This window comes from Kitasatospora sp. NPDC058170, assembly GCF_042883905.1.
GTDB lineage: Bacteria > Actinomycetota > Actinomycetes > Streptomycetales > Streptomycetaceae > Kitasatospora.
Window position 1 is genome coordinate 1 of sequence record NZ_JBHVUV010000003.1, and the last position, 11,706, is coordinate 11,706.

The window sequence follows — 11,706 nt, forward strand, 5'->3', positions numbered from 1 at the left end:
TGGCACGCTGTTGAGTTCTCAAGGAACGGACACTTCCTTCGGTCTGCCTTCCAGCAGGCCCTCCGGGCGCTTCGTTCTTTCGTGTTTCCAGCTTATCAGATGTTTTCCGCTCCGTTTTCCGGAGTTTCATTCATCCGACCCTGGCTGGCCAGTTCCGCTTTTCTGCGGCGACCCCCACATTAGCGCATTTCCGGAGTGATCCGAAATTCCCCGCTCCCGCCTGTCGGCGAAAACGCCGATCAACCCAAGTGAATGGGCTTCAGGTGAAAGTAGGACTAGCCGAATGTGATGGCCGCTTCGGCCGGTCCGGGTTGACCTCTCGGTCTCCCGTGCACCCGCCCGCTTCAGCGACTCGTTCGACACTACGCCAGCCGGACGGCCCCGTCAAACACCCGAGGGCCGGATCTGTCCAGATCCGGCCCTCGGGGCTCAAAACCGCAGCTCAGCGGCCGTACGTTTTCAGCCGACGCGTTTTCAGCCGACCGGGACCAGCTCGGCGGCGGCCAGGTTGCGCTTGCCCCGGCGCAGGACCAGCCAGCGACCGTGCAGCAGGTCCGACTCGGCCGGCACCGCCTCCTCGTCCGTCACCTTGACGTTGTTGAGGTAGGCGCCGCCCTCCTTGACCGTCCGGCGGGCGGCCGACCGACTCGGGGCCAGGCCGACGGCGACCAGCAGGTCGACGATCGACAGCAGCTCGGTGACCTCGGCCTTCGGAACCTCGGCCAGGGCCGCGGCCAGGGTCGGGGCCTCCAGGTCACCGAGGTCGCCCTGGCCGAACAGTGCCTTGGAGGCGGCCACCGCGCGCTCGTACTGCTCGGCGCCGTGGACCAGGGTGGTGAGCTCCTCCGCGAGGGCGCGCTGCGCGAGGCGGGCCGCGGGGCGCTCGCCGGTCTCGCGCTCCAGCTCCTCGATCTCCTCCTTCGAGCGGAAGCTGAAGATCCGCAGGAAGTTGGAGACGTCGCGGTCGTCCGCGTTCAGCCAGAACTGGTAGAAGGCGTACGGGGTGGTCAGCTCGGGGTCGAGCCAGACCGTGCCGGACTCCGTCTTGCCGAACTTGGTGCCGTCCGCCTTGACGATCAGCGGCGTGGCCAGCGCGTGCACGGACTTCCCGTCGGCCTTGCGGATCAGGTCCGTACCGGCCGTGAGGTTGCCCCACTGGTCGCTGCCACCGGTCTGCAGGGAGCAGCCGTAGCGGCGGTTCAGCTCCAGGTAGTCCATGCCCTGGAGGATCTGGTAGCTGAACTCGGTGTAGCTGATGCCCGCGTCGGAGTTGAGCCGCCGGGAGACGGCCTCCTTGGCGATCATGTTGTTGACGCGGAAGTACTTGCCCACGTCGCGCAGCAGGCTGATCGCCGACATCCCGGACGTCCAGTCCAGGTTGTTGACCATGCGGGCCGCGTACGGTCCGTCGAAGTCGAGGAACCGGGAGATCTGGCCGCGCAGGCGGTCGACCCAGGCGGCCACCGTCTCGGGGTCGTTCAGGACGCGCTCGGCGGTGGGCTTGGGGTCGCCGATCAGGCCGGTGGCGCCGCCGACCAGGCCCAGCGGGAGGTTCCCCGCCTGCTGGATGCGGCGCATGGTCAGGATCTGCACGAGGTTGCCGAGGTGCAGGCTGGGGGCCGTCGGGTCGAAGCCGCAATAGAACGTGACCGGGCCGTCCGCGAACGCCTTGCGCAGTGCGTCCTCGTCGGTGGACAGGGCGATCAGCCCTCGCCACCGCAGCTCGTCGACGATGTCCGTCACGGTCACGCTTCTCCTTCGGTCCGGCGTCCGCCCGGTGCCGGCCCGGTCGGTCGGGCCCCGGTACGGAACGACTCCAGCGTGGTAGAGACTACGCGGTCCCGGCCAGCGGGTTTCGGCCGAGCCGCGCTTCCTCCACCGATCGGCCCCCGCGCCGACGGCCGCCCCCGCCCGGGCCGTGCCCCGCCCCGACGCCGGAAATTCCGTTGTTCGTCGGCCCCGGGCCCCTTCACAGTGGTCCCACCGCCGTGCGGCGGCAGTGACGTGTGTGGAGACGGTCGTGCCGCCGTGGCACGCCCGCGGGAAGGGTGTGCCGACGTGCGCAACACGCTGGTTCTGAACGCAAGCTACGAGCCCCTGACAACGGTGTCGCTCCAGCGCGCCGTGGTGCTGGTGCTCCAGGACAAGGCCGTGGTGGAGCAGGCCCATCCACTGCGCACGGTGCGCGGTACGGGCGTCACCGTCCCGGTGCCCCGGGTGATCAGACTGCAACGGTACGTAAGGGTGCCGTTCCGACAACAGGCTCCGTGGTCGCGGCGCGGTGTGCTGGCCCGTGACCAGCACCTGTGCGCCTACTGCGGGCGCCGGGCCAGCACCGTGGATCACCTGCAGCCCAAGTCGCGCGGCGGGGCAGACAGTTGGATGAACACCGTGGCCGCCTGTCCGGAGGACAACCAGCGCAAGGCGGACCGGACGCCGGAGCAGGCCGGGATGAAGCTGCTGCGCACGCCCTTCGTGCCGACCCCGCAGGCCACGCTCATGCTGGCGCTGGGCCTGCGTGCCTCGGACGCGCGGGACCTCGCGGCCTGGTTGCCCGCCCCGGCCGCGCCGTCGGCGGCCTGAGCCGGGGCTGACCCAGGCCTGAACCGGGCCCGGCCCGGGCGGCCGGTCGTCAGCCCTTCGCCTGGTACCCGGACGCTATGCCGAAGTTGGCCGAGTGCTCGGGTATCGCGACGACCTGGCCGCCCCCGATCAGCACCCGGCCGGAGACCAGCAGCGACCCGGTGCCCTGGGGGAAGTTGCCGCCGACCGTCTCCTGGCCGCCGGCCAGGGCGAAGCGGCTGAGGTGGGCGGGCTGTTCGAGGCGTTCGTCGGCGGCGAGCACCAGCGCGCCGCCGTCGAGCGCCACCGCCCGGACGACGCCCTTCTCCGCAGCGGCCGCCTTCCAGACCTGCTTGCCGCTGTCCAGGTCGTAGCCGACGGCCGAAACCGGTCCCCCGGCGGTCGCCGGGGCCACGGTGGTGACCATCGTCCGGCCCTGGAAGAACACGCCCGGGGTGGCCGAGAAGGTGCCGTGGGCCGTGTCCAGCCGGCCGTCCTCCGCGGCGACGGGGATCTCGGCCGCCGGGTCCCCGGTCGGGCCCCAGGCGAAGACCCGGTCGTCACCGGGCTTCTCCCCGGTGGTGAGCACCACGGAGGGCTCGGCCGAGAGCACCGTCACCGTCTTCGGCTGGTTGTTCAGGCCGCGCCACCAGCTCACCTTGCCGTCGGCGGTGTTCAGCGAGACGGCCTGGTCGACCGGGGTGGAGTCGGCGCACGAGCTGGCGACCATCACCGTCTTGCCGGTGACCCCGCCGGAGAGCGTGCAGAACTTGCCCTGCCCGGTGTACTGCCAGACGTCCTGGCCGTCGGCCGCCTCCCAGGCGACCGCGCGGTCGTCGCCGACCGCGATCACCTTGTCCTCGGTGACGCCGACGTGGGCGTTGTAGGTGTCCTTGGCCTCGGAGAGGCTCTTGGACCAGGCGGTCCTGCCGGCCTTGGTGTCGACGGCCGCCACCAGGGTGCACGGGCTCTTCGGGTCGGCCTGGGTCCGGAACAGCACGGCGCCCAGCCCGGCGCCGTTGACGCCCGGTGAGATACCGCACGGGACGGCGCCGGCGGCCGGGGGCTCGATGGACCAGGTGGCCTTGCCGGCCGCCAGGTCGTAGGCGTGCACGCCCGCCGCGTCGACGCGGACCACCGCGTCGGCGAGCAGCCAGCTGCCGACCAGTGTGTCGTCGGCGCCCGGCTGGAGGGCGGCCGCGGGCTGGGCCGACCAGACCTTGGCGTGGGCGACGGTGAAACCGGGTTCGCCCCCGCTGTCGGCGGCGGCGCGGCCACCGCCCTCGCCGCCGACCGTCAGACCGGCCGCGAGCAGCACGCCGAGCGCGGCGACCCCGGCGCCGGTCCGGATCAGCAGCGTTCGCCGGCCGGGTCCGTGATCGGCCGAGACGACCGCGTCGGCGGCGGCCCGGGCCTTGGCGCCGAGCGAGGGCCGGGCGCCGGCTCCGCCGCGGCGGTCCGCCGCGCGCGAGGACGGCGCGGCGGTCACCGCGGTCGCGGTGGGTCCGGCGGGCGCAGCGGGCTCCGGTTTGGGTTCGGGTTCGGGTGCCGGTTCGGCCTCCGGTTCGAGGTGCAGATAGCCGTCGGCGGTGTACTCGGCACCGGCCGGCGCGTAGAGCTCCTCACCGCTCGGCTGCTGCGGAGCGGCGTACGGGGCGTACTGCTGCTGCTCGTAGTCGGAGTACTGGTAGTACGGCTGGTACTGGCCGTCCGAGAACTGGCTCTCGGGGTACTGGGCCTCCTGGTACTGGCCGCCCTCGACGTGTCCGCCCTGGACGTACCCGCCCTGGCCGTATCCCGTCTCGCCGTACCCGGCCGTCCCGTACGCGCCGGTCCCGTACCCACCGGTGCCGTACTCGCCGGTCCCGTACGCGGCCGTTCCGTACCCGGCCGTCCCGTAGCCGGTCTCCGCGTATCCCGTCTCCGCGGTCCCGTACCTGGCGGTCCCGTACCCGGCCGGGCCCGGCCCGCCGGACCCCTGGTCCTGCCACTGGTCGGGGTACCCGGCGGCCTGCCACTCCTGCGGCGGCCGGGGGTGCCACGGCTGCTGCCGGTCGTCTCCGAGGGGGTCCTGAGCCATCCGTTCCGTCCCTCCCGACCGGCTGCAGTGCGGCTGTCAGCATCTCACGCCGGGCGGAGCGGGCCGTTCCGGCCTCGGCCGGGCCCGCGGGCGCACCCCGGTCGCGACCGGAACGCTGGGTCCGCCGGGACCGGAGACCGCTGGGTCCGCACACGCGCGAGGCCGTCTCCCCGGGGCGTCGGAGCCCCGGGGGACGGGTCGTCAGACGTCAGGCGGACTCCGCGCGCAGCGCCTCGTCGATCCGGGCGGCGAGCGCGAGGTCGAGGTCGGTGAGGCCCCCGGCGCTGTGGGTGGACAGGGCGAAGTGCAGGGTGCGCCAGCGGATGTCGATGTCGGGGTGGTGGTCCATCGCCTCGGCCGTCTCCGCGATCGCCACCACCACCCGGATCGCCGCCGGGAAGTCCGCCGCGTCGGCGGTGCGGACGATCGTGTCGCCGTCCCTGGACCACTGCGGCAGGCCGGACAGGGCGGCCGCGATCTCGTCCTCGGTCAGGCGTGCTCTGCTGCTCATCGAACCGCTCCGGTGCGTCGGGGGTGAGGGGTCAGGCCTTCCGACGCGGACGGGCCACCAGCTCGCCGCCGCAGTTGGGGCAGGTGCCGGCCATGGCCGCGGTGCAGTCCGGGCAGAAGGTGCACTCGTAGGAGCATAGGGAGGCCGGGCCGTCCGCGGTCAGCGACACCTCGCAGCGCTCGCAGATCTCGCGCATCTCCAGTGCCATGGATTCCTCCGGGTGACTCGTGGCGCCGACGGCCGATGACCAAGCCGGTAGTCGACGGCCGATAACCGACGGCCGATCAGCCGATCAGCAGCTTGATGACGGCCGCCAGGCCGACCACGACGATGACCCCGCGCAGGGCGGGCGGCGGCAGCCTGCGGCCGACCTTGGCGCCGAGCATGCCGCCGAAGAGCGAGCCGATCGCGATCAGGCCGGCGGCGGCCCAGTCGACCGTCGAGGTGAAGAGGAAGAACAGGGCGGCGACGGCGTTGACGATCAGCGCCAGCGCGTTCTTCACCCCGTTGATCCGCTGCAGGTCCTCCTGGAGCAGCATGCCCATCAGCGCCATCAGCAGGACGCCCTGGGCGGCCCCGAAGTAGCCGCCGTAGACGCCGGTGAGGAACACCCCGGCGAGCAGCGCCAGGCCGCCGTCCGGGTCCCCGTCGGGCCGGCGGCGGGCGGCGACGGCCTTGGCCACCCGGGGCTGGATCACCACAAGGACGAGGGCCAGCAGGATCAGCACCGGGACGATCGTGTCGAAGGCGCTGCTGGGCAGCTGGATCAGCAGGGCGGCGCCGAGCAGCCCGCCGAGCAGCGAGGCGGTGCCCAGGCGCAGCAGCCGCCGCCCCTGGTCGGCCAGCTCCTTGCGGTAGCCGATCACGCCGCTGAGCGAACCGGGCACCAGGCCGAAGGAGTTGGAGACGTTGGCGGTCACCGGCGGGATGCCGACGGCGAGCAGGACGGGGAAGGTGATCAAGGTCCCGGAGCCGACGATCACATTGATCATCCCGGCTCCGACGCCCGCCACCAGGACGGCGATCGCCTCCCAGAGCGTCATGGGTCACCTCTCGTCTCGGTCCTGTCCGAGGCGATCATGCCGGACGGTGTGCCGGGCCTACCAGAGCGGACCACGATTCGGGACGCACGCCACACCCGAGGGGTCCGGTATCGGCCACCGCGCCGGGGACGGCCGTGGGCCCGCCTCCCGGGGAGGCGGGCCCACGTGAGCCGGGGTCCGGCAGGTCACTCGGGGTCGATCTTCCGGTACTCGCGGGCCGGGTCGACCCGGGGGCGGGCGGCGCCCTTGGTGTCGGTGTCCAGCGGGCGCGGGCCGCTCGCCGGGTCGATCGGCACCTGGGTGGCGGCCGGCGCCGCCGCGGGGACGCTCGGAGCGGCGACCGCGCCGCCGTTCACGCCGCCGGTCAGACCGGTGAACGCGCCGCCGAGGCCCTTGAGCGCGTCGCCGACCTCGCTCGGGATGATCCAGAGCTTGTTGGAGTCGCCCTTGGCCAGCTCCGGCAGGGTCTGCAGGTACTGGTAGGCGAGCAGCTTCTGGTCGGCGTCGCCGTCGTGGATCGCCTCGAACACCGTGCGGATCGCGGCCGCCTCACCGTCGGCGCGCAGGACCGCGGCCTGCGCCTCACCCTCGGCCTTGAGCACCTCGGCCTGCTTCTCGCCCTCGGCCCGCAGGATCTGGGCCTGCCGGGCACCCTCGGCGGTGAGGATCGCGGCGCGCTTGTCACGGTCGGCGCGCATCTGCTTCTCCATCGAGTCCTGGATGGAGGTCGGCGGCTCGATCGCCTTGAGCTCGACGCGGTTGACCCGGATGCCCCACTTGCCGGTGGCCTCGTCCAGCACCCCGCGCAGACCGGCGTTGATGACCTCGCGCGAGGTCAGGGTGGACTCCAGGTCCATCGAGCCGATGATGTTGCGCAGCGTGGTGACGGTCAGCTGCTCGATCGCCTGGATGTAGCTGGCGACCTCGTAGGTGGCGGCCCGCGCGTCGGTGACCTGGTAGTAGATCACCGTGTCGATGTTGACCACCAGGTTGTCCTGGGTGATCACCGGCTGCGGCGGGAACGGCACGACCTGCTCGCGCAGGTCGATTCGGTTGCGGACCCGGTCGATGAACGGGACGACGATGTTCAGGCCGGCGTTGAGCGTCCGGGTGTAGCGGCCGAAGCGCTCCACGATCGCGGCGCTGGCCTGCGGGATGACCTGAATCGTCTTGATCAGCGCGATGAATGCCACCACGACCAGGACGACCAGGACGATAAGGACGGGTTCCACGGACTCTCCCCTAGACGACCAGGGCGGTCGCGCCCTGGATTTCGACGACGTCGACCTGCTGCCCCGGCTGGTACACACTGCCGGGGTTCAGCGCGCGGGCCGACCAGATCTCGCCGTTCAACTTGATCCGCCCGCCCTCCCCGTCGACCTTTTCCGCGACGACCGCGGTGGCGCCGTGCAGCGCCTCGATGCCCATCTTGATCTGCGGGCCCTTCCTGAGCTGCCGGTACGCGATCGGGCGGACCACGGCCAGCAGCGCGACCGAGACGGCGACGAAGGCCAGGACCTGCCAGACCACCCCCGCCCCGAGCCCGGCCACACCGGCCGCGGCGAGCGCGCCGACCGCGAACATGGCGAACTCCGGCATCGCGGTGATCACCAGCGGTATGCCGAGGCCGACGGCGGCCAGGAGCCACCAGATCCAGCTGTCCACGTGACCATCCTAGGGAGCGAAGGGCTTCGAGGCGGACAGTTCCCGCAGGTGGAGGGGCGGAAACCGGTCGCACGTGCGACCGGCTCCGGTTCAGCGCGGTTCAGGACGGTTCCGTTGCTGTTCCGGGGTGCTCCGCGGTGCTCGGCCGGGGCCCGGCGAAGGCCCGCGGAGCCCCGGCCGGTGTCCGGCGCGGGGCGGCCCTCAGCCCAGCGGCAGGCCCTGCGCCGACCAGCGGTCGCCGTGCCGCTCCAGGGTCAGCGGCAGGCCGAAGCAGAGCGAGAGGTTGCGCGCGGTCAGCTCGGTGTCGATCGGCCCGGCGGTGAGCACCTTGCCCTGCCGGATCATCAGCACGTGGGTGAAGCCCGGGGCGATCTCCTCGACGTGGTGGGTGACCATCGCCATCGCCGGCGCGAACTCGTCCTGGGCGAGGGCGCCCAGGCGGCGCACCAGGTCCTCGCGCCCGCCGAGGTCGAGGCCCGCGGCGGGCTCGTCCAGCAGCAGCAGCTCGGGGTCGGTCATCAGCGCGCGGGCGATCAGGGTGCGCTTGCGCTCGCCCTCGGAGAGGGTGCCGAACTTGCGGGCGGTCAGGCCGGCCATGCCGAGCCGGTCCAGCAGCGCGAGCGCGCGCGACTCGTCGGACTGCTCGTACTGCTCCTGCCAGCTGACCGTCATGCCGTACGCGGCGGTGAGCACCGTCTGCAGGACGGTCTGCTCGGCGGGCAGCTTGTCGAACATGGCGGCGCCGGCCAGGCCGATCCGGGAGCGCAGCTCGAAGACGTCGACCTCGCCGAGCTTCTCGCCCAGGACGGACACCTTGCCGGCGGTCGGGAAGAGGTACGTGGAGGCGATCTGCAGCAGGGTGGTCTTGCCGGCGCCGTTGGGGCCCAGGATGACCCAGCGCTCACCCTCGGAGATGGACCACGAGACCTGGTCGACCAGCGCGCGCCCCTCCCGGACCACGGATACGTCCACCAGCTCCAGCACGTCGCTCATGCCTACGCCTTCCCCAATACAGAAATTCGGCCGTCGGTGCGGGCGGGCAGCCTACCCCTGCGGCCGGTTGGCACGGAGTGGGTGCGCCGCACACGCATGGGCAAACCTACGCCACGCGGATGACCGCCGATTCCGTAGGCTGGCCGGATGCTCGCGACTCCTGCCGACAATCCGTACGAAGAGCCCCGTTCGGGGCGGTTGACCGCCTGGGGCAACGCTCTGCTGAGCGGCCTCGCGGCGCCCGACGACGCCGCCGCGGCCGTTCTCGGCGCGGACGAGAGCCATCGGGTGACCGGGCTCCCCGGGGACGCGCCCGGCGAGCGGCACGGGCTCACCTGGGCGCTGGGGCGGCTGCGGGTGCTGGGCGTGCAGGGCCTGCGGCTGTCCCTGCCGAGCGCCGGGCACCCGCTGGGGCTGACCGGTCCGGCGGCGTTCAACGCAGCGGCGCTGGGCGCCGGCGAGGCGGTGCTGGCGGTCGGGGCGCCGCTCGGGCTGGTCCCGCAGGTCGAGGTGTTCGGCCCGGTCGGGGACCGCTCGGCCACCGTGCTGTGGCACTGCTCCGAGGTGAACGACGCGCCGCCGGCCGACGTGCCGTCGCTGCACGAGGCCGAGCGGGAGCTGGCGGACGGGCTGCGCGAGGCGACCGCGGTGCTCGCCCGGCTGGACGTCGCCGGGGCCGGTCCGGAGGCACTGCGGGCGCTGGAGGCGTTCCGCCGGCGCGGCCACGTCGAACTGCTCGCCCCCGGCTACCCGCCGCGCGCCGTCCGGGTGCTGGAGTCGGCCCGCCAGGTGGCGGCGCTGCTGTCGATCGCCTCCGGCGGGCACGGCGCGGCGGTGAGCGCCTCCGAGATGGCCGCCCGGCAGGCCGCGCTGGCCCCCCTGTGGCGCACCGCCCGCCGGGCCCAGGTGGCGGCGTACAACGCCCTGGTGGACGAGCGCGACGGCCGCTGACGGGAGGGCCCGGGCGGGCCCGTCAGCCCTCCCGGGCCTCGCCGTTGCGGACGGCCCAGAGCGCGGCCTGGGTGCGGTCGGCGAGGTCCAGCTTCATCAGGATGTTGGAGACGTGCGTCTTGACCGTCTTCTCGGACAGGTGCAGGGTGCGGGCGATCTCCCGGTTGGAGCGGCCGTCGGCGATGTGGCCGAGCACCTCGCGCTCGCGCTCGGTGAGGGTGCCGCCGCGTCCCTGCGGGGGGCGGGGGCCGTCGTCGGCGAGCAGGGCCTCGGCGAGCTCGGGCTGGAGCAGCACGTGGCCGGCGTGGACCGAGCGGATCGCGCCGGCCAGCGCCTCCGGGTCGACGTCCTTGTACACGTAGCCGGCCGCGCCGGCCCGCAGGGCGGGGACCATGGTGCGGTGCTCGGTGAAGCTGGTGACGATCAGGATCCGGGCCCGGCTGCCCTCGCCCTTGAGGGTGCGCAGCGCCTCGATGCCGTCGACGCCGGGCATCTTGAGGTCCATCAGGACGACGTCGGGGTCGAGCTCCCGGGCCCGGTCGACGCCCTCGGCTCCGTCGGCGGCCTCGCCGACCACCTCGATGTCGTCCTGGACCTCCAGGAAGGTGCGCAGGCCCCGGCGGACCACCTGGTGGTCGTCCACCAGCAGGACGCGGATCGCTGGCGTGGTGTCAGGCACCGGGGACCTCCATCTCGACGACCGTTCCCTTTCCGGGGGCCGAGTCCAGGGTGAGTGTGCCGCCGACGGCGGCGGCGCGGTCGCGCATCGAGGCCAGGCCCAGGTGGCGGCCGGCCCGGCGGACGGACTCGGGGTCGAAGCCCCGGCCGTCGTCGCGGACCCGCAGGACGGCGCCGCGCTCGGGGGTGCCGGCCAGGGTGACCGTCACCCGCCCGGCGTCGGAGTGCCGCAGCGCGTTGTGCAGTGCCTCCTGGGCGACCCGCAGCAGCGCGGCCTCCTGGGCGGGCGGCAGGGCGCGGACGCCGTCCGCGGTGAAGGCCACGTCGGCGCTGTGGGCGCGGTCGAGGACCTGGACCTGGGAGGCCAGGGTGGCGCTCAGGCCGTCCTCCTCCAGTGCGGCGGGGCGCAGCTCGACGACGACGGCGCGCAGCTCGTCGGCGGCCTCGGCGGCGAGCCGGGCGACCTCGGCGAGTTCGGCGCGGGCGCGGGCCGGGTCGCGGTCGACCAGGGTGGCGGCGGCCTTGGCGGTGAGGCGCAGTGAGAAGAGCTTCTGGGCGACTGCGTCGTGCAGGTCGTGGGCGATCCGGGCGCGCTCGCCGGCCAGGGTGAGTTCGCGGCTGCGCTCGTAGAGGCGGGCGTTGGAGAGGGCGAGGGCGGCGTGGGCCGCGAGTATCCGCAGCAGCTCCTCGTCGTGGTCGGTGAAGCCGCCGCCGGCGCTCTTGTTGGCGAGGAAGATGACGCCCATGACCTGCGGCTCGTCCTCGGCGGCGTCGGTGTCCAGGATCGGCATGCCGAGGAAGGCGTCCATGTCCGGGTGGGCGGCGGGCCAGCCGCCGAAGGAGGGGGCCCGGCGGACGTCGGCGAGCCGGGTGGGGCCGGTCTCGTGCAGCATCGTGGCGAGGACGCCGTGCTGGCGGGGCAGCGGGCCGATGGCCCGCCACTGCTCGTCGGTGACGCCGTCGACGACGAACTGGGCGAAGCCGCCGTGGTCGTCGGGCACCCCGAGGGCGGCGTACTCGGCGCCCAGCAGGGAGCGGGCGGAGGCGGTGATCCGGCGCAGCACCTCGCGCACCTCCAGGTGTCGGCTCATCGCGAGCAGCGCCTGGCTGACGGCCTCGATGCCGGCGAGGCAGGGCTCGCAGGCGGGCAGCGGGCCGGCCGGCGGGGGGCCGATCGGTATCCGGTCGACGGGGAGCAGACCGGTCGGGGGCCGGCGGTCGCT

12 protein-coding genes are annotated in these 11,706 nt (G+C 73.2%); 2 read left to right on the forward strand and 10 right to left on the reverse strand.

Annotated features, from left to right (window positions below; translation table 11 throughout):
• Window positions 1–474 precede the first annotated feature (474 nt).
• Window positions 475–1,743, reverse strand: coding sequence for a tyrosine--tRNA ligase (tyrS, locus tag ACFVVX_RS04545; RefSeq protein WP_387941904.1), 1,269 nt, complete (start codon window positions 1,741–1,743; stop codon window positions 475–477).
• 315 nt (window positions 1,744–2,058) lie between these two features.
• Here tyrS and ACFVVX_RS04550 point away from each other — a divergent pair, with 315 nt between their 5' ends.
• The gene (locus ACFVVX_RS04550) at window positions 2,059–2,583 is read left to right on the forward strand and encodes an HNH endonuclease (protein ID WP_387941328.1); all 525 of its coding nucleotides are present in this window, start codon (window positions 2,059–2,061) and stop codon (window positions 2,581–2,583) included.
• 49 nt (window positions 2,584–2,632) lie between these two features.
• Here ACFVVX_RS04550 and ACFVVX_RS04555 read toward each other — a convergent pair whose 3' ends face one another.
• From ACFVVX_RS04555 to ACFVVX_RS04585, 7 genes are all read right to left on the reverse strand, one after another.
• Window positions 2,633–4,642: a PQQ-binding-like beta-propeller repeat protein gene (locus ACFVVX_RS04555; RefSeq protein WP_387941330.1), complete on the reverse strand. Its 2,010-nt coding sequence runs from the start codon at window positions 4,640–4,642 to the stop codon at window positions 2,633–2,635.
• Window positions 4,643–4,850: 208 nt separating this feature from the next.
• A complete protein-coding gene (locus tag ACFVVX_RS04560; RefSeq protein ID WP_387941332.1) occupies window positions 4,851–5,153 on the reverse strand; it encodes a 4a-hydroxytetrahydrobiopterin dehydratase in 303 nt (100 codons plus the stop codon).
• A gap of 31 nt (window positions 5,154–5,184) precedes the next feature.
• Entirely contained in the window at window positions 5,185–5,361 is a 177-nt protein-coding gene (locus ACFVVX_RS04565; protein WP_387941334.1) for a DUF1272 domain-containing protein, read from the reverse strand.
• A gap of 76 nt (window positions 5,362–5,437) precedes the next feature.
• A complete protein-coding gene (locus tag ACFVVX_RS04570) occupies window positions 5,438–6,196 on the reverse strand; it encodes a sulfite exporter TauE/SafE family protein (protein WP_387941336.1) in 759 nt (252 codons plus the stop codon).
• A gap of 185 nt (window positions 6,197–6,381) precedes the next feature.
• Complete coding sequence (locus ACFVVX_RS04575; RefSeq protein ID WP_387941338.1) at window positions 6,382–7,428, reverse strand: SPFH domain-containing protein; 1,047 nt, start codon at window positions 7,426–7,428, stop codon at window positions 6,382–6,384.
• A gap of 10 nt (window positions 7,429–7,438) precedes the next feature.
• A complete protein-coding gene (locus ACFVVX_RS04580; RefSeq protein ID WP_387941340.1) occupies window positions 7,439–7,861 on the reverse strand; it encodes an NfeD family protein in 423 nt (140 codons plus the stop codon).
• A 201-nt stretch (window positions 7,862–8,062) separates the two neighbouring features.
• Complete coding sequence (locus ACFVVX_RS04585; protein WP_387941342.1) at window positions 8,063–8,854, reverse strand: ABC transporter ATP-binding protein; 792 nt, start codon at window positions 8,852–8,854, stop codon at window positions 8,063–8,065.
• 147 nt (window positions 8,855–9,001) lie between these two features.
• Between ACFVVX_RS04585 and ACFVVX_RS04590 the strand changes: the two genes are divergently transcribed.
• Complete coding sequence (locus tag ACFVVX_RS04590) at window positions 9,002–9,805, forward strand: hypothetical protein (RefSeq protein ID WP_387941344.1); 804 nt, start codon at window positions 9,002–9,004, stop codon at window positions 9,803–9,805.
• Window positions 9,806–9,827: 22 nt separating this feature from the next.
• Here ACFVVX_RS04590 and ACFVVX_RS04595 read toward each other — a convergent pair whose 3' ends face one another.
• A complete protein-coding gene (locus ACFVVX_RS04595) occupies window positions 9,828–10,484 on the reverse strand; it encodes a response regulator (RefSeq protein ID WP_387941346.1) in 657 nt (218 codons plus the stop codon).
• On the reverse strand, window positions 10,477–11,574 hold the full coding sequence (locus ACFVVX_RS04600; RefSeq protein WP_387941905.1) for a GAF domain-containing sensor histidine kinase: 1,098 nt from the start codon (window positions 11,572–11,574) through the stop codon (window positions 10,477–10,479). Before ACFVVX_RS04600 ends, ACFVVX_RS04595 begins: the two co-directional genes overlap by 8 nt.
• Window positions 11,575–11,706 lie beyond the last annotated feature (132 nt).

What these genes read in the sequence shown, in the direction of transcription:
- ACFVVX_RS04555 (WP_387941330.1), bottom strand. Translation starts at nt 4,642, where the DNA reads ATGGCTCAGGACCCCCTCGGAGACGACCGGCAGCAGCCGTGGCACCCC.
- ACFVVX_RS04560 (WP_387941332.1), bottom strand. Translation starts at nt 5,153, where the DNA reads ATGAGCAGCAGAGCACGCCTGACCGAGGACGAGATCGCGGCCGCCCTG.
- ACFVVX_RS04565 (WP_387941334.1), bottom strand. Translation starts at nt 5,361, where the DNA reads ATGGCACTGGAGATGCGCGAGATCTGCGAGCGCTGCGAGGTGTCGCTG.
- ACFVVX_RS04570 (WP_387941336.1), bottom strand. Translation starts at nt 6,196, where the DNA reads ATGACGCTCTGGGAGGCGATCGCCGTCCTGGTGGCGGGCGTCGGAGCC.
- ACFVVX_RS04585 (WP_387941342.1), bottom strand. Translation starts at nt 8,854, where the DNA reads ATGAGCGACGTGCTGGAGCTGGTGGACGTATCCGTGGTCCGGGAGGGG.
- ACFVVX_RS04590 (WP_387941344.1), top strand. Translation starts at nt 9,002, where the DNA reads ATGCTCGCGACTCCTGCCGACAATCCGTACGAAGAGCCCCGTTCGGGG.
- ACFVVX_RS04600 (WP_387941905.1), bottom strand. Translation starts at nt 11,574, where the DNA reads ATGAGCCGACACCTGGAGGTGCGCGAGGTGCTGCGCCGGATCACCGCC.